A 20,885-nucleotide genomic window follows, 5' to 3' on the forward strand; every position below is an offset into this window, starting at 1 on the left:
GGGAATTAGTTCTTCAAAAGGTCTTGAAGTTCGCCGTTTTGGTACATTTCCATCATGATGTCACTGCCACCGACCAATTGCTTATTGATGTACAATTGAGGAATGGTTGGCCAGTTGCCATACTCTTTGATCCCTTGACGGATTTCTTCGTCGTCGAGCACGTTCACATCGTGGAACTTAACGCCCATGTCTTGAAGAATTGCACAAGCGCGGGAAGAGAATCCGCACATTGGGAAGTTTTGAGTGCCTTTCATGAAAAGCACGACTTTGTTATCAGCCAAAATTTTATCGATACGTTCGTGAGTAGTAGACATTCGGTCCTCCGAAAAGTTCTGAATTAGGATTTTACTTTAGTTTTAATAGAAAGGGCATGTACTTCGCCAGTTTTAAGCTCTGGTCCAAAAACAGCCATAACATGTTGATGTTGTTGAATGCGGGTTAGACCAGCAAAGTTCTTGCTCTCGATAATGACTTCGTAATGGTCGTGGGTGCCAGTCAGATCAACAACTTCGACGCTTCCGTCTGGATACGCTTGAGTTAAACGGTCTTTCATTTCTTGTGGTGTCATAGGGGGATTTAGTACCAGAAGGCTATTTATGGCGCAAGTGCTAACTGAGCAGGTGACAGTGGGCTTCCATCAGGAGTAAGACTTGGAAATGGTTCAATTCTTACGTCGTTTTGAAAAAATCCTGGCTTTGGCGGCCCTGTCTTTGGCTTTCTATCTTTTTGCCCGTCTAGAGTTTGTGGTTTGGAACTGGCCCCAATATAAATCCAAAGAAGTTTCCGATATTCTCTGGGCCTTTTTCGTAGGCTTTCGTTTCGATATCGCGGCAATTTGTATGTCCTTAGTCCCCGTAGTTTTGTGGAGTTTCTGGCCATGGTCAGAAAAGCGCCACTATCTGTGGGCCACCATTGCTTTTTGGTTATTCGCACCCTTTTTCCTGGCGTTTATGATGATGAATTTGGGCGATTCCGAGTTCATCAACTTCGTGGGCCGTAGGTTTTCTTATGATGCCCTTTTTGTTGTCGGTGAAATGGACACAAAAGTAGCAGGGATTTTGGGTTCTTACTGGCATTTGGCGGTGATTAATTTCTCGCTGATGGGGTTCCTAATTTGGGTTGCGTGGAAGATTCTGCATAGACCTTCAAAACGGGCCTATATTTTGGGTTTAAAATGGGAACTTCCGTACTACATCGTGGGTGTATTTATCGTGCTTGTCATGACAGTCGTCGGAGTCCGCGGCGGTCTTCAGCGAAAGCCATTAAACATCGTCAATGCCCATATTTTTGCAGCTCCGATTTTGAACAATTTGGTACTGAATTCGACGTTTACTTTCATCAAAAGCTACGGCGCTGAAAAGCTCGGGAAAGAGGTCTATTTCTCGGATCGCCAAGAGATGCTGAAAAACCTGAACGGTTCTTTACCAGGGCCTTCATTGCTTGAAGGCAAACGCCCAAAACCCCCACAAAATGTGGTGGTGATTATCCTTGAAAGCTTCAGCTTGGAATACATGGGTGAAATCAATGGCGGGCAGGGGTTTACGCCGTTTTTGGATTCACTGGCTCACAAAGGGTTGTTCTTTAAAAACAGTTTTGCCAATGCCCGTAGATCCATCGAAGGCGTTGCTGCAGTCACAGCCGGCATTCCTGCGATGATGAATGAGCCTTTTATTTCCTCGCATTTTTCTTCGAATTATTTCGTGGGTCTTGGCAGTCTTTTGACGGCGCAAAAATATCCAACAAGCTTTTTCCATGGTGGCAATAACGGCACGATGTATTTTGATTCTTTCGCAAAGAGTGCGGGTTTTGATAAATACTTTGGTGCGAGCGAATACCCAAATCCGGCTGACAACGACGGCACCTGGGGGATTTTCGACGAGCCTTTCTTGCAGTTCATGAAAACAAAGCTTGATGAAACTCCGCAACCTTTTGCGGCGGCTGTTTTCACTCTGAGCTCGCACAATCCTTACCGTATTCCGGATCAGCACAAAGACAAATTCCCAAAAGGTCCGCATCCGATTTTAGAGAGCGTCGCTTACGCAGATTATTCGTTGCAAAGATTCTTCGAAGAGGCCGAGAAACAACCGTGGTTTAAGAACACATTGTTTGTGATTACATCCGATCATACGGGCTTTACGTATCGTGCGGGCAATGACAACGAGCTGACTCGCTTCCGTATTCCGATTTTGTTTTATCACCCGGGCTATGAGTGGCCAAAGGGGATTGATCAGGATCAAATCGTTGAACAAATCGACGTGATGCCTTCTGTGATGGATTTCTTGGGCCTTGAAAATAAAGAGGTCAACTACTTGGGCCTCTCGGTGTTTGTACCAGGCGATCGCACAGCGACTTTGTATTTGGACGGTCGCTACTTCTTGGTCGCAAAAGATTATTTCTTGGATTGGATGGTTGGTGGCGAGCTCAAAATGTACTCGATCACTGATGCTGCTCAGAAAGAAATTCTGCAAGAACCTACTGTGAGAAAACATGAACTTGAAGCGCGTTTGAAAGCTTCGATTCAGTATTTCAACGAAGGCATGTGGGATAACCGCATCTACTATCCAAGCGGAAAATAAAAATCAAAATTGAAAAATACGAGAGAGAGAACTTCGTCTTTGCATCGCAGCAATGGAGTCATTTTGGATCGGCATGAAAGTTGAATATGGACTCCAGAGTGTAGAAAAGGAGTCACAATGATGCTTCAAAAATTTATCAAAACTGTTATGGCATTAAGTTTTCTAGCTGGAACTGTAGCATATGCAGATCCAGGTCGTTATCCAGGACCAGATCGTGGACGTGGTGGCGGTTATCGCCCAGGGCCAGTTCGCCCCACTCCAGACGACAACGAGTGTCGTGAAAGAACTCGCGGCGGTCGTCATTACGATCCGTACTGCGATGATTATCGTCGTGATGATGGACGTCGTTATCCTCCTCATCGCCCACCTCCAAGACATTATCCTCCGTACAATCCACCTTACAATCCTCCGTACAACCCACCACCGGTTTACAATCCGCCACCAAGTCATGGTGCTAGCAGCATTGATTTCCATGCGGTTTCTCGTCGTGGCGGTGGAGAATGGTTGCGCGTTAACTTGAACTACCCAATTCGCGTTGATTACGTTCAAGTACAAGTTCTGCATGCAGCTTTGCAACTTCACGATGCGGTTGCGATCACTCGCAGTGGTGCTCGTTACAGCATTCGTAACTTGAGCAGAACTGGTGTGTTCTACTCTTCGATTAGCTCTGAATACTTGAGCATCTACGAAGACGTTATCGCGATTGATTTGCGTGCTGAATCTATGGGTGATCACGCGGATGTTCGCATCAGCGTATCTGGCAATGGTTATACATCATTGACGGGTTCTCGCTACTAGGCGCTTGCAGCAAAAATTATTCACGTAATTCCGGAGGCCGAGAGGTCTCCGGTTTTTTTTGTTGGCGCAGTTGTTCCAGCTTTTCTTCCAAATTCAGCTCTTCGGATTTTGTCAGAGAGGTGTGGAAGATGCGACCTCCATACGGAGCAAGCTCTTGCAGAGCGCCTTCCGCAGAAGTGCTTCTTAGCAAGACAAATAAAGCTGATGTTCGTGGCTGCATTTCTTTGCCTAAATCCCGCATGTAATGATCATTGATACCACGATCGCTGGCACGGCCTGCAAGAGCCCCGATAATCGCGCCCGGGACACCCAGGTAAGGAAGCCATATAAACCAGCCAAAAAAGGTGCCTAAAGCGAGGCCCGCAACAGCTCCAAACAACGATAAATCGTTTTCTTGGTGAAGCTTCACTTTGCCATGGATGTCTTTTACCACGGCACAAGCATCTTCGATATCCAGGTGACCGTCATGCGACAGCTTTTCGACAGCTTCTAAGACCTCATCAGCGACTTTTTCCTCGGGATAAAGAATGGCTATTAAGACGGACATGACGACCTCCTTCAGGGATGCTGTACCGATGAGTTAAAGATCTTTTTCACGCGTTCTTCCTGCACTCTTGAGAAGGATGTATGCAGGATTTTTCCCCCGTGCTTGGCAAGTTCAGGAATCGCCTTATCGATGGTTATGTGATGAAGCAAAAGAAAGAGGGCTGAATTCCCAGCTTTCATTTCATGGCCGACATTCATCATAAAACCATCATCAATACCAACATCAGCAAGGGCGCCGCCCATGACCCCTGCGGTGACTCCGACAACAGCGCCGACGTAAGGGGCTGCGAAGATTAGACCCACAAGAGTACCAAGAACTGCGCCTCCGGCTGCTGCTAAGAGGGGAATATTGTGGCTTTGATGTATTTTGACTTTGTTTTGTGGGTCTTTAATCACCACACAGGCATCTTCAATTTCCAGGAGACCTTTTGCCTGCAGATCCTTGATTGTGTCCATCACCTCGTCAGCAATCTGCTCTTCGGGATAGACCAACACCATCACAGTGGATGTCATCATGGCAGAACTCCTTTGTTTTATTAAACAGAGGATATTTCGTCTTGTTCCGTGAGTATTGTGATGCTTTTACGAAATGGCGTTTAGAACTTTATGTCGCGTAAGAAGTGGCAAGTATAACCATTGGGATGTTTTTCTAAATAATCCTGATGGTAATCTTCTGCGCGATAGAACGAATCCACAGGTTCCAGTTGAGTTGCGACGGGCGCACCCCAGGCGTTGGATTTGTTGACTCTTTCAATCACTTGTTCTGCGGTTTTTCTTTGTGCATCGGTGTGATAAAAAATGGCCGATCTATACTGGCTGCCGATATCGTTTCCTTGTTGTTCTACCGTAGTGGGGTCGTGAATCTTGAAGAAGAACAAAAGCAGATTCTCATAGGTCAGAGTCTCAGGATCAAACTCGATTTGAATCGCTTCGGCGTGACCTGTTTTGCCAGTTTTAACTTGTTCATAGGTTGCATTATGAACAGTGCCGCCTGTGTAGCCAACATCGCTATTGAGATACCCAGGAACTTTACGAAGCAAATCCTCCATACCCCAGAAACACCCACCGGCAAGGGTTGCTACTTCTTTTTTGGCCATATCTGCTCCTCTGTGGTATAACGTACCCACATTATGAATCTGTTATTTCAAGCGGCAAGTGCCGAGCATCAAAAACGTGAAAAAGCAAAAGCCAAAGAGCTTCGACAATCTCAGTGGTGGCGGCAACAAGTCGGCCAGGGGATTTGCTATCACTGCAAAGAAAAATTCAAACCCTCTGAGCTAACTATGGATCACGTGATCCCTATCGCTCGTGGAGGTAAGTCTAACAAGAAGAACTGCGTGCCTTCTTGCAAGGACTGTAACTCGAAAAAAGGTTACAAAATGTCCGTGGAACTAACCATGGAAAACATGGCTGACGAGCTCAAAAAACGCTCCGACGACGACATCGATTAGGGTCTTTTTAGGACGCAGCGCGTGCTCAAAAAATCGACGAACACTTCAAAAGTCTTGCTTTAACACTGCGCATTGGGATTAACCTAGAAACAGAGGCTCAATAGATCCTGCATAGATCCTCATTATAACCTATTGAAATTAGAAGGAATAAGTCAGCTGTGAGTAAAATTACCAAAAGCAGTACAGCCGAATATTTTGCGAAGAACCTTCAACAGGTGGGTTTTTCCTCCCCACTAAAGGCAGTTTTAACGACTTTAAAAGAAGCCGTTGATAACTCGTTAGATGCTTGTGAATCCTCGAGCATTTTACCAGATCTTCTTGTTGAAGTGACGAAAGTAGGAACTGGTTCTACTAAGAATACCGACCTCATTAAAATCGTTGTTGAAGATAACGGTCCCGGCATCGAAGGCGAAGATCTCGCGAAGGTGTACGGAGAATACTTGGCCTCTTCAAAATTCGGTCGCGGACAGTGTTCTCGCGGTCAACAAGGTATCGGTATTTCTGCTGCGACAACATGGGCGCAAATGACTAATGCTCGTGGTGTACAAGTTATCTCTAAGACAAAATCAATGAGAAAAGCCGTGTCTGCACAAGTAGACGTGGATATTAAATCCAACACCGGTGTTTTGAAAAACAAAGAAACGATGGAGTGGGATCGTGCTCACGGAACTCGTGTTGAGTTCTTGTTAGATGGTCGTATTCAAATGAACGGTGATGGCGGTCTTGTGACTTATATCGAGGGCACAGTACTTGTGAATCCTCATATGACTATCACGTACAAACTTCAGGATAATGACTTCGTTACAGTAGCTCGCGTAAGCAACGAAGTGCCAGAGTTGCCAGAGGCAACTTTGCCTCATCCGCACACGTTTAAACTGGGTGAATTCATCACTCATGCAACTTTGTTCGGTAAAGTGTCTTTGTCTAAGTTTTTGAAAACTGGTTTCTCTCGTATTTCAGACTCATCTATCTCTGATTTCGTGAAAGCCGGTTTGCCAAAATCATTGGTTGAAAAGCCAATTACATCTTTAAGTGAAGAAGACTTCAAAAAGGTCTTCCAAGCAGTTCAAGCAACGAATTTGATGGCTCCTTCAACCAAGTCTGTTTTGACTGTGGGTGAAGAGTCTCTGTCTAAATCGATTATGCGTCTTGGAGAAATCGACTTCTTTGCAGTCGTGACTCGTAAACCGACGATTTGTGACTTTAAACCGGTCGTGGTGGAAGTGGCGTTAGCGCGCTTTAAAACTCGTCAATTGGAAGCGGATTCTCCGGTGCAATTACTGCGCTTTGCGAATCGCGTTCCTTTGCAATTCGATAAATCGGGTTGTGCGATCACTTGGGCGATTGAATCCGTGAACTGGAAAACATACGGTTTGGGACAGCCTAAAGACAGTTTACCAATTGGACCGTATATTTTTGCGGTTTCTGTGGTGTCTCCGTTTATCAAATTTAAAAATGCTTCGAAAGAAACGATTGATGCTTCTGAAGAGTTAGTTGCAGAGATTCGCTTGGCATTGATCCAAGCTGGTCAAAAGCTTTCTCGTCACATCAAAAAAGAGTTCAAAGAAGCAGATCTTGAAAGAAAATTGGCTCATATCGAGCAATTCGGTCCAATCCTTGTAGAAGGTTTGGCACGACTTGTAGGTGCGCCTGATAGTCGTAAGAAGAAAGCGGAAGAAGGCTTGAAAAAGCTTCTTGGTCGCGATTCTGAAGCAGCGATTGCAGATCTTGAAGAAGCAGAAAGCAAATTGCTAGCGCAAAAGAAAAAAGATCGTCAAAAAGGCATTGGTCATGAGGACGAAGAAGAATCTAGCGTGATTTCTTCCGAGGAACTTGTTGAAGAAGCGGCAGAAAAGCCGCAAGGCACGACAAAAAAAGCCGCCACTAAAAAAGCTGCTGGTACAAAGAAGGGTGGTAAATAATGGCAAAGTTGATGGCCATTCGTGAACTGAAAATTGATATCCCTAAAGAGGCCAAAATCCTGGCTGAAAGAATGCTAAAGGATTTGGAGTCTTCACGACGCCCAGTCTTGGAAGCTGTGAAAACTTCTTTGGACAATTCGTTCTACAATCCTAAGGTGGGTTACCTTACTCCGGGCGACAAGATGGTTCGTACAGAACTGAATGTGTCTTCCGTGCAAAAGCTTGCTCGCGTGGTTTTCGTGATGGAAATCTTGCTAAGAAACTTGGATATTGGAACGGTCAATACGAAGCGTGAATTGTATTACGTGGCAAAAGGGTTGATTAAGAGCAATCCAAAGTTGAAACCTTTGGATTTCGAAGATCAGCCCGAGTCTGATTCAATTATCGATTTCATTGGCGATATGCTGCAAGTATATCGCGAAGAATTGAACTGTTTTGCCAATGATCGTGGTGGACAAACTTACTCTCAACAATTGGTTGTGACTGAGACTCTGGCAGACGGGGACAAGGCCGTGATCGATCTTTCGACACTGGGTACTTCTCCGTTCCAGCCAAAGAACAAACCACAAAGTTTGAAATTGAAAGCTAAAAAGAAAATCGACTTCTGCTTGGTTATCGAGTCAGAAGGTACGGCGAATACCTTGGCGACAATGGGTTTCACGAAGCGTAACAACTGTATCTTGATGGGTGCTCAAGGGGTTCCATCAAACGGTGTGCGTGGCTGGTGTAAATTGATCCAAGAGCAATTGGATGTGCCAATTTACTTCTTCGGGGATCTCGATGCGTACACGATGCAAAATATCTATCGTACGCTAAAAGCCGGTTCTGCGGCGTCTTTGATTCGTAACGCCGATTTCTCTGCGCCAAGCGTGAAATTCTTGGGCGTATTGCCTGAAGACGTGAAGAAGTATGATTTGTTCAGCTATAAAGTGAAAGAATCTGATCCTGCTGAAGCACGTGCTTTGAAAAAAGCAAAAGATGCTTTAGAAAACGATCCATTCTTCTTGGATAAGAAGAACAAAGATCTTTCAGACATTCTTCGCTTCTTGATCAAAGAAAAAATTCGTTGCGAGCAACAAAGCTTTTTCTCTGTGGATCCAAAAGATCCAATCAAGACTGAAAAAATCATTCTTGAAAAGATCAAACGCGGTTCATACGTTTAGTCGGCGCCCGCCGGCAGAGCGTAGGGCAGGCGGCCCGCAGCTGAAGCAACTCGCGGCTACGCGGGCAGAGCGGCGGCCGGGACGGCCAGAGCTGAAGCAACTCCAGATCAAAAACAAAAAAGCCAGAGTACAAACTCTGGCTTTTTTTATTCCCGAAAAAAATAGAGGCCTCGATCGGCGCAAGCAAGATCGAGGCCCCCTCCGTATGAGAACTATCCCCCCTGAGGCTGTGGAATCAAAGCAGGCTTGAATGTAGGCGACTGCAAGGATTTCATCGAGCGCTTTATCCATGCGGCGTGAGGCTGAACTTTAGTGTAGAGAGTATCGCCGATGCATAGGCCTCTTGGATCATTTCGAACGTCCGCACGGCTAGTAACGCCGGCAACATATTTTTTGCCATCAGAACCTGTGACATAGGCAGGACCACCGGAATCTCCGTGGCAAGGTCCTTTATCTCCAGAGTCGATCACCATTTCTGTTTTTGTGTAAGTAGGATCAAGGATCGTTACATCCACTTTTAAAAGTTGAGTCGATGGAGTTTGCTTAATACCGTCAGTGATTCCGAAACCCGCAAGCGTGATCGGCTGATCTACTGCGAGCTTTTCTTTTGCAGGAAGAAGCTCTGCCAATTGGTAACCCTCAGGAATGCCACCCTCAAATTTTAAGAGAGCGATATCGCCCCAGTCACCAACCTTGCCAGATACAAGTTTTGGCCATTGAGTGCCAACTTTGCCACCTACCACACGGCGAACCAGTGGATTGGTGTTGATAGAAGCCATGAATGCTTTGAAGTCTTTAGGAGCTTCATTAGAGAAATACAAAATGATGTAATAAGGATTTTCTGTCGTGCAGTGAGCCGCTGTCAGAAGAATGTCTTCCGCCAGTAAAGTGCCCGTGCAACCAGCAACGCCACGAACTAACGCGCGACCGGCGTCATCGTGAGCTACTTGGAAAGTAAAAATTTGCACCGTTGTTTTTGCGATGTCATCGCTAGCAGAGACAGTCTCGCCATTGATGATGCCTTTGAAGCTTTGGCCTTGGACAGTGCCCTCGGTGTTGTGAACCTTCGAGCAGGCAGTTAGTGCCAATGCGCTTGTCAGTAATGCTGTAGTGATCAGTGATTTCGTCATGGTTCCCCTCCCATTCCTGTTGTTCGTTTCATCAAGAAATGGCTTTTTGGTCACGACGATTGTTTAGATCAGACCCATAAGAGTTTCTTATGCATAAAAATTCTCGGGTTCAGGGGCTCAGAACGAACGAGTGGGGAGTAGAGGGAGAGAGTGAAAAAGAAGACCAAGAATTACTGGGCGCGCTATGGGACCGGTGCGAATTGACGGCTGTAATTCTTGCTCTTGATGCGGAGGGTGGGGACCGTTTACGCGCCCAAAAAAATGTCACTTGGTGAAAATGTAGACACCTTATTTTCTCTGAAAAGGCATTTGCTTTCTTCTAAGACGGCACCTATTTTGTTATATCTCAGCCCGGACCCATATGGACGTAACCGGAGGACCTATGAAAAAGCTTGTGGCGTATGCCCTTATATTTGCCAGCCCATGGACCCATGCGAAGCTCTCAGATCGCCAGGCCATGAAGTGCATTGATGGCGACAAGGCCACGCAATCTGCTTTCCAAGACCTCCAAGCTGCTTTTGAAATGCGTATGGTGACCGCGAAGGACTTCCTTAAAGTCATGGATAAGCCTGCCAGCTGCCCGCAATTGAGAAAAGACCTCAAAAAGCTTCATACCACAGCCCTAGCCCAGCTCCCTCAGTCAAAGTCTGCTAAGAGCCATACAAGCGGTTTAGGCAGTGGTGGTAACAGTGACGCGTATTCTCCAATCCCAACTCCAGGTGGGTATAGCCCGCCGCCACTTGGTAATTTCAACGACGAGGACATGGGTTTCCCACCTCCGCCGCCACTTCCTGACTCGGATTTTGAAGAAGACGACTTCGACGATTTCCGCTAGTTTTTACGACCTCATAAAAGGGGTCGACGACCGCCTGCGTAAGCGCTCCTAAACATTGAGCTTTCAGCTGATTTTCATTAACATGAGAACGCAAAAATCAGTTGAATAATCAATGCACCAAAGAGGCTCACTATGGCAGCAAAAATCGAGACCACTCCTGAAATGGTCAAAAATGTATATGCGAAATCCAAAGAACGTTTGGCGATCATTCGCAAGCGTTTGAATCGTCCTCTGACTTTGGCTGAAAAAGTTGTTTTCGGTCACTTGGATGATCCACAAAATCAAGAACTTGTTCGTGGCTCTTCTTTCTTGCAACTTCGTCCAGACCGCGTGGCGATGCAAGATGCGACAGCGCAAATGGCGCTTTTGCAATTCATGCTTGCTGGAAAAGATGAAGCGGCAGTTCCTTCTACAGTTCACTGCGATCACTTGATTCAAGCTTATCACGGTAAAGCAGAAGACATGGCTGCTTCTAACAAAGTGAACGAAGAAGTTTTCAACTTCTTGGCGACTTCTACTTCTCGTTACAACATCGGCTTCTGGAAACCAGGCGCTGGGATCATTCATCAAGTAATCCTTGAGAACTACGCATTCCCAGGTGGCTTGATGATCGGTACAGACTCTCACACTCCGAATGCGGGTGGTTTGGGTATGTGTGCTGTGGGTGTTGGTGGTTCTGATGCTTCTGACGTCATGTCAGGTCTTGCATGGGAAGTTAAAAATCCAAAACTTATCGGCGTTCACCTCAAAGGAAAAATGAACGGTTGGACTTCTGCAAAAGACGTGATCTTGAAACTTTGCGGAATGCTGACTGTAAAAGGTGGAACTGACAAAATCGTTGAGTACTTCGGTGAAGGTACTAAATCCATCTCTTGTACAGGTAAAGGCACGATCACAAATATGGGTGCTGAGCTTGGTGCGACTTGCTCTATCTTCCCATACGATGAGCGTATGAAGGCTTACTTGGCTTCTACAGGCCGTTCTGAGTTGGCTGCGGTTGCAGATCAGAACATGGACATCTTGACTGCGGATGCGGAAGTATTTGCAGATCCTAAGAAGTTCTACGATGAAGTTTATGAAATCGATCTTTCAGCTTTGGAACCACACTTGGTGGGTCCGCATTCTCCAGATATCGCTCGTCCGATCTCTGCGATTGCAGCAGAAGCTAAAGAAAAAGGCTGGCCTACAAAATTGTCTTCAGCTCTTGTTGGTTCTTGCACGAACTCTTCTTACGAAGATATCGGTCGCGCCACTTTCGTAGCGAAACAAGCTTTGGATAACGGCACTAAAATGAAACAGCCGTTCTTGGTAAGCCCTGGTTCTACACAAATCCAAAACACTATCGAGCGTGATGGTCAAATGGCTGTGTTGAACGAAGTGGGTGCGACTGTTCTTGCGAACGCTTGCGGTCCTTGTATCGGTCAATGGAAACGTGACGACATTAAGAACGGCGAGAAGAACACGATCGTGACTTCTTTCAACCGTAACTTCCGTGGTCGTAATGACTCGAATGCAGAGACTTTGGCATTCATCGGTTCTCCGGAATTGGTAATGGCTTTGGGCTTGGCAGGTCGTTTGGATTTCAATCCATTGACTGAAGAGCTTGAAACTCCAAAAGGCAAAATCAAATTGAAAGCTCCTGAAGCTCCAGAGCTTCCAGCTAAAGGTTTCGTTCCAGACACTGAAGGTTATCAAAAACCTCAAGGTCGCGAAGCGAAAGTTGCGGTTGCTCCAACTTCAGATCGTTTGCAGCTTTTGACTCCATTCACGAAATGGGACGGCAAAGACTTCATGGATCAATTGGTTGTGGCAAAAGCTAAAGGCAAGTGCACGACAGATCATATCTCTCCGGGCGGCCCTTGGTTGAAATACCGTGGTCACTTGGACAATATCTCTAACAACATGCTTTTGGGTGCTGACAACGCGTATACTGGCGAAATCGGTAAGGGTAAAAACCAACTGACTGGTCAAGGTGGACAAGAGTTCGCTAAGATCGCTCGTGAGTACCAAAAAGCTCATAGAGGTTGGGTTATCGTTGGTGATGAAAACTACGGTGAAGGTTCTTCTCGTGAGCACGCGGCGATGTCTCCAAGATTCTTGGGTTGCACGATGGTGATCACGAAATCATTCGCGCGTATCCATGAAACGAACTTGAAAAAACAAGGCGTACTCGCTTTGACTTTCGCAAACCCAGCTGACTACGACAAAATCAAAGAAGACGATCATGTGAACGTTCTTGATTTGCAGTCTTTAGCTCCAGGTAAAAATGTGAAAGTTGAGTTGAAGCACAAAGATGGTTCTAAAGAAATCATCGAAGGCAAACACAGCTACAATGCTGAGCAGTTGAACTGGTTCAAAGCAGGTTCTGCATTGAACTTGATCCGCGCTGCGAACGTGAAGTAGTTTTTAGGAAATTCTAAAAATAAAAAAAGCCCTCGTTGAAAAACGGGGGCTTTTTTATTTAGAGGTGCTAAGTTTCCTCGGGAAATACTTTGTGTAAGAACATAGTTTCTATAAACCCCACGCCTTTCCATAAGCAGGGTTTTTTATTTTTCGTGGCCGTGCTAGCGTGGGATCATGCAGTTTCAATCTTCTCCGCATTTCACTCTTGGCGTTGAGCAAGAAATTCAACTGATAGATCCCGAAACGCGGGATCTTAAATCCAGTTCCTTGGAAATTCTCACAAGTCTTGGAGAACAAGAAAAAGTCACCGCTGAAATTTTCCAGAGCATGATCGAAGTGCGCACCGGTATTTGCAAAGACGCAGATGAGGTTTTAAGAGATCTTCGCGATACTCATCGCAAGCTTCTGGCGGTTGCCGAATCCAAAGGTGTGGGGTTGGCCTCGTCAGGAAGTCATCCGTTTTCCAGGTATGTGAATCGCGAAGTGTTTCCGAGTGAACGTTATCAGTATCTGATTGATCGCAATCAATGGCTTGCGCGCAGATTGTTGATCTTTGGTCTGCACGTGCATGTAGGAATGCCGGACGGGGATACGGCGATTCGCATTGGCAATCGCTTGTGGCGCTATTTGCCGTTGCTACTCGCGATGAGTTCAAGCTCGCCGTATTGGGATTCGCAAGATACGGGGCTTTCTTCGTGTCGTATAACGGTCTTCGAGGCCATTCCTACCGGCGGTCATCCGTGCATGGTGAATTCTTGGCAAGAGTTTGTCGATATGACCGCAAAGCTTCGCAAAAGCAAAGGCATTGGCTCTTTGAAAGATATCTGGTGGGATGTTCGCCCTAACCCTGACTTTGGAACTTTAGAGCTCCGCATTTGCGATATTCCCCATCGCATTGATCAGATTGCAGCATTAGCGGCTTTGGTGCAGTTGTTGGCAGAATACCTGCACGCTGCCCCCATGCACGAAATGGATCAACCCGAGGACTGGTGGGTGCGAGAGAATAAATGGAGAGCGTCACGCCATGGCCTAAACGCATCGTTCATAATTTCACGCGATGGAGATACGGCCGATGCTATCGATATCTGGGGGCAGTTAAAACGTGAGCTACAGTCAGGGATCGAGAAGCGCAATTACGGACGCTATATTGAAACTTTGGACGAACTATTTGCCAGCGGTACCTGCGCCGATGCGCAAAGAAGAATATACGCCCAAAGGAGCAGCTTCATAGATGTTGTGGACTTTGTAACGAGTGAACACAAAAAAGGCCTTGTGTCTATTTCGTGATAAGACCTTCATAACTTCACAACAACTTAAAAATATGATCTGTGCCATGTCTAAAATAATAGCCTTGGTTTACGCCGATAAAAGTATTCCTGCCGAAATTTACGAAGAAGTTCGTCATCTGCAAAGTGAAGGACGGCTGGAATTGATTGATGTCACCGAAGTCGAAATCAAAGACAACGGTAAACTTAAGTTTGAACGATCTATGAGTTCACCCATCGTTGGGCATACCGAAGGAACTTTCTTGCCATCTTTGGTGGGACTTTTGTTTTTCAATCCACAACACTCGGTCAACGATGCTGTGAAGAAAACTCTGGCAGAAATCGCTTTTGATCCGAACTTTGTAAACAGTATTGCGACAGAAGTTTCCCCAAGGAACTCGGTGATGTTTTTGTATACGCAAGATGATGTCAGTCAGGGGACGCTGGGCTTGATCTCTCAGCACGGGGGAAGGATTCTTCAGATGTCACTGTCGGGATTTCAAGAAGAACGGCTTGAAAGGCTTTTCCGCGGTCATCACTTCGAGCATCAAGAAACGACTATGCACTCGCCTTAGAAGTTGGTGCCGTATCCTACACGCAAAATCATTTGCTGGGTGCTAACAACACTGTTGCTAGGTTGAAGCGCATATTCCAATTGCACGGGAACAAATTCTTTATTATTCAGAGCCCAGTTGAGGCCACCGGCTAAAATAATCTTTTCACTCAAAGTCATTTTGCTCGTATCAAGAACATTGGATTTTTTGAGTAGCGGAAATAAGAAACCCAAACCACCGCCGGCCCACCACGTTTTCTGACCGTGGTACCAGCTATACTTTACGAGTGCATCGGCATTCACGTAGCCAATCTCGACATCGCAGTTATTGGATCCACCGCAAGCGCCCGAGGTCAAACTGCCGGAAGCTTTTAAGCCATCGTACCCCGCACGCGCAAGAACTTGCATTTGGCGGGTCAGCGCTCTCTCGTAAAACATCCCTAGATTAAAACTGCTTCCCGTCAGATTCAAAGTCGTTGCGTTCGTAAGCCCTACATTCACCTGATTGTAAGACAGCCCCCCGTAGTAGCCCTTGGCCTGAGGAACGATTGTATAGGTTTTTTCAGGAGCCGGAGTTTTTTCGGGAGCAGGGGGTGTTGCCTCGGAACGTGGCAGGGGATTGAGCTGATAACCCTCAGGGACCTGAGTGAGTTCACCTTTGGTGATATAGGCAACAGCTCTGAGATCTTTGATCTGACGTATTTCAATTTGAGCTGCTTCTGTTCCCGTTAAATCCATTACTTGAAACAAGTCTCCAACTTGGACTGGACTTCCATCCAAGGTCAAAAGCGCCTTTCCACCTTTGATGGCTTGGATAGTGTGGGCTTCAGCGAAGCCCATTAGAAGCGTGCTTATAAGAAACAAGAGGGATCTCATGTCTCTATTGTTACGAAGTTCCTATTCAGTGAGTAGTCCGGTTTATTGTGGAAGATGGGGATGTAAATGCCAGTCTCGAATTGAGACAGCACTAAAATCTCTTTAGCTTCCTGGAAAGACAGGCGATAATGAAGACTGGGGATATGAAAAAAACAGGTCTAATTCTGCTTATATTAATAGCTTCTGTCTTGGTTTTGAATTTTCAAAACTGTGGCGGTGGCATGGCCCCATTAGAAGGCGTCGTCGAGCAACAAAGCATTGTGGATATTGATGCCTCTTCGATTCCTCGTCTGTTATCAAGCTCTAGTTACGTTTATCGTAAAACTCAAAATACAGAGACCGTCAATAAGACGCCGGCCCTTTCAGAAACCGCATCTGCGGTTTTGGTTTTTGATCGTGCCGCGACTGGAACGATTTATCGTTTCTATGCGAGCGCGAATACGGACGAAGCGCGTATATCTCTTGAAACTAACGGCATGATTCGTATTTGGCATATCTCGACGGGCAGTCATTATGCGTATGCCGACGTTCCGCTTCCGGATGCGAGTGCTGGCAACCAAGTTACTGTTGCGGCGTCCTTCGGGCTTGCGACTTCTTCGATGAAGTTGTTGGTCAACGGAATGAAGCAAAACCTGACTTTGCAAAAAGTGGGTAGCCCGTATGATTTTAGCTATGTTCAAAAAACAGTTGTGTTAGGGGCTCTGACAGGCGGAACTCTTTGGGATGTGGCAACGTTCTCTCAGTCCATTAGTGGCTTAGATTTGAATGTGATGTCGCGTTCAATGGCAAATGCGTTGCAAGTTTATAACGTCGCGTTTGATTCGTCGTTGATCAATGATACCGGTGATGATGGCGGAGTTTCTGGCGACAGTCCTGAGTTCTTAGCAGCAAAAGCAGTCATCGATAATAACTGCTTGGGTTGTCATAATAGCTCCAATAACGGAGACTTCCGTAATCTGACGCAATCTCAGTACATTTCAAAAGGTTTGGTTGTTGCGAAAAATCCCGGAGCTTCCAAGATCTACTATCGCCTGACTGGGGCGGCAGCGGGGCCCGGGCCTGCTAATATGCCTCAAGGGGCGGCGGCTTTATCAGCGGCTGATGTTGCTGCTGTGGCTGCTTGGATTAACGGCCTTTAGAATCTGACATTTACACCCAAACGCCAAAGTGTCGAACCTTGCGCATTCAGAGTGCCGATTTCCTGATACAAATCTATTCTTTTATCAAGACGTAGAACGATATCAAATAAAAGACCGATATTGATATTTTGCCCGCTGCTGGCTTCTGTTATTCCGCCATCGGGACTGACCCAAGAGATATTTCTAAAAAGCAATGGAGTCGCAACACCTAAAGAAATCCTTGGAGTCATTCGTTGAAAAACTTTGGCGATCGCGCCAAACGAAGTCCAAGCTTCGTTGTTGCGTGAGTAAGCAACCAATGTGCTATTGCCACCGCCATTTGCGCGGCCTGAACCAAAATTGACTCCGGTGCTCCAGCCCCAGTTTGCATAGATCACTTGGCGTTCTAGATTTATATTCAGACCAGCGAAGTTTGCAGTATCGGTGTCTAGCAGCGCATTTTTTTGCAGTCTTAAGGTTTCGTTCCAGCGCAAGTAGCTTACGCCCCAGAACCATTCGGTCCGAGAAGGCATGTTTTCAAAAGGCAAATAGCTTTCTTCTTGCGCGACTGCGTTGTGGGAAAAGGTCAGACAGAGACTTAAAAATGAAAACAATAAAAGATTTTTCATCCATATCTCCTAAAGGGAAAGATGCAGCTGCATCTGCAATTGCCAGTTATCCGGAACGCCCGTGTCCGGTGTCGCATATTTACTATTCACGAGCATGGTTCTTACTTCGGTGCGTGGAAGTGGGAACATAATACCACCAATACTCCAACGCATTTTCTCGGACGCTGTACTTTCTAAGTCTGCTTTTGCATATTCAATTGTCGAAAGAAGATTGTAACCTCGACGAATCAAAACCCAGCTCTCAAGAGTGGCATACATACCCTTCAGTGCATTACCATTGGCAGGAAGCAGGCTTTTGTTTTGAGTCAGCCCCACTTCGGCCATCAAGGAACTGCCTTTGCTAAGCCCCATGCGCGTAAAACCCGCAAGACGTAGCCATTCGACAGTTTCACTTTTAGAAGTCATTGCCGATCCACCGACGCGGTACTTTTCATAGATTTCATATTCGCCAGAGACTGAAAGACCTTTTTGTCGAACTTCGGGTTCTTCAGCAGCATTTCCAAAAAAGATATTGCCCGCGATATTCCATTTTGCCGGAGAGTATTCAACAATCACGCCTTGGGATTGGTCGAATTGTCCTAAGCCAATGGGACTTCGGCTGACAGAAGTATGATCGGCCACACGCAGGCCATAAACTTTGTCCATTTGGCCCAAGTAAACCCACAGATTTTTAACAGTGGTTTTCCAGCGCAGATAATATTCTTTAGCAAACCAATAAGGGGTTTTATCTTCACGAGATGTCGCAAAGCTGCGTGGATAGGTGGTATAGGAAGCCGTCGTGATCAGAGTATAAGTCTGCTGCTGATCGAAGAAGAAATTCAGGTTGATATCGCTCTGCATGTTGTAGAACTTATCGGTGGAATTCGTAGAGCCTGGATTATTCTGAAACCACAAACCGCGATATTTCACGCCAGGACGAACCCACCAAGGCAGAGGCTTTGTGCCTAGGAAACCGGATTTGTTTCCGATCTCTTCTTCATCCATGGTGTCCGGATAAAGATCACGGGCCGTGATTTCTGTGGCAAACAGCGCGCGACCGTAATCGTTGAGTGCGCCACCACCTTGACCACTATAGTGGCAAGTGATGCAGGCGTTATAGCCATAACCAATAAAGTTGGGATACGCTTCCGCACGAAGCCAAACTAAAGATGAAAGAATCACAAGCAGACATAGGCGCATTCCAAAAAGGTAAGCTGTCCTTTTAAGTGATGCAACTCTTTATCGGTCAAGATTTTATAATAGTTGCCAGCCAGGAGAGGTGCAAATTTGCAGCATCACTGCGCGCCAACGATGGATGGTGCTTTCGCCATTTTCGGCAAGACTGCGATCCATGATAACAAGTGCATCTACTACTTCTTGGGGAGCACCGTCACCACGATAAAAGAGTTCATAGATCTGACGGATACCGTCAGCATTCGGGGCTAACGAATTCACCTGAATTTTTTCAAGCGCTGCATTGACCGAGTTATCGTAGCCTAAAATATTGTCACAGAGCTGGATGCGGTATGATTGGCGAACAGTATTGTCGTCAGTCGTATAAGGCAGATTCGCTGCAGAGATGTCGCCTCCACAATCGCGGCCTGAATGAGTCGAGTAGGGGTCACAGCCAAGACCAAACTGTGCATCGCGTTTTTCAACCCACTGTAAAATAATATTTTCTAATGCAGGCACTGGGTAAGTCGCAGAGGTGAAAACCTCGCGCACAAGATGTGCAACATAACCACGATTGGCGATTTGCATCTTTTGGACGCTTTGTGTGGCTTTGCTACCTGCAGGGTGATCTGTGTCGGCAAGTGTGGAAGAAGACATGGAAGTGTTTCCATAATTGAGGAAATCAAAACCGCCGCCGAACTGCCCACAGTTCTGGTAAACCGTCATACTGACGGCCGAGATAACTAATAATCCTAAAAGACTGCTATATCTGAGTTTCTTCATCTTAGCCGTCCTTCAGTTTCGCAGGGAAAAGCACTTTAAGTTGACCATTTTCAAGTTTCACTAAAGGAGCCGCAATATTTTCGTAAGGATTTTTAGGAATGTTTAATAAGTTCGCGACAGTGGATGCTGCCATCACCGGAGTCGGCATGCCTTTTTGGTTATAACCATCAATCTCGGCACCCATACCTTGAGTTCCTGCATAGGTGGTTGTATTCAAACCACTTCGGCGAATATTACCCACTACGAATGGGCCATTCGTAATGGCGCCCGAGAACACACTTGTCGTCATTTGGTTGAAACCATGATCTGAACCACTACCATCAGCACGCGCACTACGAGAGAAATCACCCATCACTTGCAAGACGGTGTTGCCCCAACCAGCAGGTCCCAATTGGCGGCTCAGTTCTAAGATGGCTGCTGAAAGACCACGATAGAAAGCCGTGCAAATTACAAGGCTAGCCATCGCTCCGGTCTCGTGCATATCGTTGATCACGGTGTGCACGCCAGTACCGCCGACACCTTGTTTTGCCAAAGTGACATTCGGAATATCAGGCGCAAAAATTTCGACAGAAGTGCCAAGGCCTTCTTTTAAAATATATTCGGCTAAAGCAAAGCCCTGAGCCATGAATGTTGCCGCCGACATTGTCGCGATGGCATTACGCATATCAAAATCTTTATTGACGATGAAGTTTTCGCCAGCTGTAGCGACTTTCCATTGAACTCCTTCGTTCGAGATCAAAGCTAAGTCACTGATGCCGACAAGACCTGACATGCGCATCGAACCCTGAATCACAGTTTGATAGCGAGCAACGGCTTGGCTCCAATAGCCATCGATGCCGCTAATCCCTTTTTTCATTAAAGTCGTCGCATTGTCTAAATTTGTATTTAAACTGCTAGCGCCGAAACCAGAAGAGTTCGCATAAGATTTCAAAACAGCAGATGCTTTATCGAAGGCCGCTTGATTACGCTCGCGCACATTGCGAGCTGCCGTTGCAGAGGCCGGGCCAAAACCTTCCATCAAAGAGTTCAAAGGAGTGTTGCCTGCGATCTTATTCAGGGCTTTGCCCTCGATCGAGGTATAGGACTGGTAGGCGCCGCGATCAGGCCATTGAACGGCTTCAAAGTATTTTTTCGAATAATCCGCAGCACATCCAGCCAAAGAAGAAATACCTCCGACCGGAGCTTGCTGTTGTTGAGCGTTGAATGGATGGCCATCTAAACCCGAGCCATAACCACGAATGACAAGAGTGTTTTTTAAAAGATCTGTCAGTGGGCGTTGCGAGCCATCGCCTGACATTACGTTATGCGAGAACATGTGCGGAACCAAGACGCCATTCATATTGAAAGTAGCGTATTCAAGGCCGGCAGCTCTGCCGCCAGAATTAATATACTTTGTAGCAACCATTGGATTTGCAATGATAGCAGGATCGCTTTCGTTGGTGCGAATCCATTGGTCAAAAACATAGCGGCTTGGGGCGCCAGCGAGCATCACGTTAACATAGTTACGAGGATCACCACCCAAAGTGGCAGAGGCTTGCGCTTGTTGAATAAAGCCAGCACTCATGCTCTTCATTAGCATTTCAACGGGGTTTAATAAAAATGCAGAAGCCCCTAATGAGCCCGCGCCCACCAGGAATTCACGACGATTGAGATTTTTCTTTTTGTTATCACACATCGTGTTTACT

21 protein-coding genes are annotated in these 20,885 nt (G+C 46.3%); 10 read left to right on the top strand and 11 right to left on the bottom strand.

Going from position 1 to position 20,885, the window contains the following annotated elements; all coding sequences use genetic code 11:
• Positions 1–5: 5 nt before the first annotated feature.
• Both grxD and ACLWBB_RS05170 read right to left on the bottom strand, forming a co-directional pair.
• Positions 6–314, bottom strand: a complete 309-nt coding sequence (gene grxD, locus ACLWBB_RS05165) for a Grx4 family monothiol glutaredoxin (protein WP_413290508.1) — start codon at positions 312–314, stop codon at positions 6–8.
• A 23-nt stretch (positions 315–337) separates the two neighbouring features.
• Entirely contained in the window at positions 338–568 is a 231-nt protein-coding gene (locus tag ACLWBB_RS05170; RefSeq protein ID WP_413290509.1) for a BolA/IbaG family iron-sulfur metabolism protein, read from the bottom strand.
• Between the two features lie 88 nt (positions 569–656).
• Between ACLWBB_RS05170 and ACLWBB_RS05175 the strand changes: the two genes are divergently transcribed.
• The gene (locus tag ACLWBB_RS05175) at positions 657–2,576 is read left to right on the top strand and encodes an LTA synthase family protein (RefSeq protein ID WP_413291587.1); all 1,920 of its coding nucleotides are present in this window, start codon (positions 657–659) and stop codon (positions 2,574–2,576) included.
• A gap of 117 nt (positions 2,577–2,693) precedes the next feature.
• On the top strand, positions 2,694–3,374 hold the full coding sequence (locus ACLWBB_RS05180; RefSeq protein ID WP_413290510.1) for a beta-sandwich domain-containing protein: 681 nt from the start codon (positions 2,694–2,696) through the stop codon (positions 3,372–3,374).
• A gap of 16 nt (positions 3,375–3,390) precedes the next feature.
• Here ACLWBB_RS05180 and ACLWBB_RS05185 read toward each other — a convergent pair whose 3' ends face one another.
• The 3 genes from ACLWBB_RS05185 to msrA all read right to left on the bottom strand — a co-directional run bounded on the left by ACLWBB_RS05185 (position 3,391) and on the right by msrA (position 5,017).
• Positions 3,391–3,921 carry a DUF1269 domain-containing protein gene (locus ACLWBB_RS05185; protein WP_413290511.1) on the bottom strand — a complete coding sequence of 177 codons (531 nt, stop codon included), beginning with the start codon at positions 3,919–3,921 and terminating at the stop codon, positions 3,391–3,393.
• Positions 3,922–3,932: 11 nt separating this feature from the next.
• Complete coding sequence (locus ACLWBB_RS05190; RefSeq protein WP_413290512.1) at positions 3,933–4,436, bottom strand: DUF1269 domain-containing protein; 504 nt, start codon at positions 4,434–4,436, stop codon at positions 3,933–3,935.
• An 80-nt stretch (positions 4,437–4,516) separates the two neighbouring features.
• Positions 4,517–5,017 carry a peptide-methionine (S)-S-oxide reductase MsrA gene (gene msrA / locus ACLWBB_RS05195; protein ID WP_413290513.1) on the bottom strand — a complete coding sequence of 167 codons (501 nt, stop codon included), beginning with the start codon at positions 5,015–5,017 and terminating at the stop codon, positions 4,517–4,519.
• A gap of 33 nt (positions 5,018–5,050) precedes the next feature.
• Here msrA and ACLWBB_RS05200 point away from each other — a divergent pair, with 33 nt between their 5' ends.
• From ACLWBB_RS05200 to ACLWBB_RS05210, 3 genes are all read left to right on the top strand, one after another.
• Positions 5,051–5,371 (top strand): HNH endonuclease, encoded by a 321-nt coding sequence (locus ACLWBB_RS05200; protein ID WP_413290514.1) that lies wholly within the window; start codon positions 5,051–5,053, stop codon positions 5,369–5,371.
• 158 nt (positions 5,372–5,529) lie between these two features.
• Positions 5,530–7,293: a DNA topoisomerase VI subunit B gene (locus tag ACLWBB_RS05205; RefSeq protein ID WP_413290515.1), complete on the top strand. Its 1,764-nt coding sequence runs from the start codon at positions 5,530–5,532 to the stop codon at positions 7,291–7,293.
• Positions 7,293–8,456: a DNA topoisomerase VI gene (locus ACLWBB_RS05210; protein WP_413290516.1), complete on the top strand. Its 1,164-nt coding sequence runs from the start codon at positions 7,293–7,295 to the stop codon at positions 8,454–8,456. The genes ACLWBB_RS05205 and ACLWBB_RS05210 overlap by 1 nt, the downstream gene beginning before the upstream one ends.
• Positions 8,457–8,668: 212 nt before the next feature.
• Here ACLWBB_RS05210 and ACLWBB_RS05215 read toward each other — a convergent pair whose 3' ends face one another.
• Positions 8,669–9,586 (bottom strand): S1 family peptidase, encoded by a 918-nt coding sequence (locus tag ACLWBB_RS05215; protein WP_413290517.1) that lies wholly within the window; start codon positions 9,584–9,586, stop codon positions 8,669–8,671.
• Positions 9,587–9,968: 382 nt separating this feature from the next.
• Here ACLWBB_RS05215 and ACLWBB_RS05220 point away from each other — a divergent pair, with 382 nt between their 5' ends.
• The 4 genes from ACLWBB_RS05220 to ACLWBB_RS05235 all read left to right on the top strand — a co-directional run bounded on the left by ACLWBB_RS05220 (position 9,969) and on the right by ACLWBB_RS05235 (position 14,664).
• Positions 9,969–10,421 carry a hypothetical protein gene (locus tag ACLWBB_RS05220; protein ID WP_413290518.1) on the top strand — a complete coding sequence of 151 codons (453 nt, stop codon included), beginning with the start codon at positions 9,969–9,971 and terminating at the stop codon, positions 10,419–10,421.
• Positions 10,422–10,553: 132 nt separating this feature from the next.
• Positions 10,554–12,824 carry an aconitate hydratase gene (locus ACLWBB_RS05225; RefSeq protein ID WP_413290519.1) on the top strand — a complete coding sequence of 757 codons (2,271 nt, stop codon included), beginning with the start codon at positions 10,554–10,556 and terminating at the stop codon, positions 12,822–12,824.
• 174 nt (positions 12,825–12,998) lie between these two features.
• Entirely contained in the window at positions 12,999–14,111 is a 1,113-nt protein-coding gene (locus ACLWBB_RS05230) for a YbdK family carboxylate-amine ligase (protein WP_413290520.1), read from the top strand.
• Between the two features lie 46 nt (positions 14,112–14,157).
• Complete coding sequence (locus tag ACLWBB_RS05235; protein ID WP_413290521.1) at positions 14,158–14,664, top strand: DUF1269 domain-containing protein; 507 nt, start codon at positions 14,158–14,160, stop codon at positions 14,662–14,664.
• Here ACLWBB_RS05235 and ACLWBB_RS05240 read toward each other — a convergent pair.
• The gene (locus ACLWBB_RS05240; RefSeq protein WP_413290522.1) at positions 14,661–15,518 is read right to left on the bottom strand and encodes a hypothetical protein; all 858 of its coding nucleotides are present in this window, start codon (positions 15,516–15,518) and stop codon (positions 14,661–14,663) included. The genes ACLWBB_RS05235 and ACLWBB_RS05240 overlap by 4 nt on opposite strands.
• Positions 15,519–15,661: 143 nt before the next feature.
• On the opposite strand from ACLWBB_RS05240, the gene ACLWBB_RS05245 reads away from it, so the two are divergent.
• Positions 15,662–16,657, top strand: a complete 996-nt coding sequence (locus tag ACLWBB_RS05245) for a c-type cytochrome (protein WP_413290523.1) — start codon at positions 15,662–15,664, stop codon at positions 16,655–16,657.
• On the opposite strand, the gene ACLWBB_RS05250 is transcribed toward ACLWBB_RS05245, so the two are convergent.
• Genes ACLWBB_RS05250 through ACLWBB_RS05265 form a run of 4 tightly spaced genes read right to left on the bottom strand, consistent with a single transcriptional unit; the run spans position 16,654 to position 20,875 of the window.
• Positions 16,654–17,265, bottom strand: a complete 612-nt coding sequence (locus tag ACLWBB_RS05250) for a hypothetical protein (protein ID WP_413290524.1) — start codon at positions 17,263–17,265, stop codon at positions 16,654–16,656. The genes ACLWBB_RS05245 and ACLWBB_RS05250 overlap by 4 nt on opposite strands.
• 9 nt (positions 17,266–17,274) lie before the next feature.
• Positions 17,275–18,444: a hypothetical protein gene (locus ACLWBB_RS05255; protein WP_413290525.1), complete on the bottom strand. Its 1,170-nt coding sequence runs from the start codon at positions 18,442–18,444 to the stop codon at positions 17,275–17,277.
• Between the two features lie 54 nt (positions 18,445–18,498).
• Positions 18,499–19,200: a hypothetical protein gene (locus ACLWBB_RS05260; RefSeq protein WP_413290526.1), complete on the bottom strand. Its 702-nt coding sequence runs from the start codon at positions 19,198–19,200 to the stop codon at positions 18,499–18,501.
• A 1-nt stretch (position 19,201) separates the two neighbouring features.
• Positions 19,202–20,875, bottom strand: a complete 1,674-nt coding sequence (locus ACLWBB_RS05265; protein ID WP_413290527.1) for a hypothetical protein — start codon at positions 20,873–20,875, stop codon at positions 19,202–19,204.
• Positions 20,876–20,885 lie beyond the last annotated feature (10 nt).

It is taken from the genome of Bdellovibrio sp. HCB337 (assembly GCF_047302465.1).
In the GTDB taxonomy this organism is placed as follows: Bacteria; Bdellovibrionota; Bdellovibrionia; order Bdellovibrionales; family Bdellovibrionaceae; genus JACMRP01.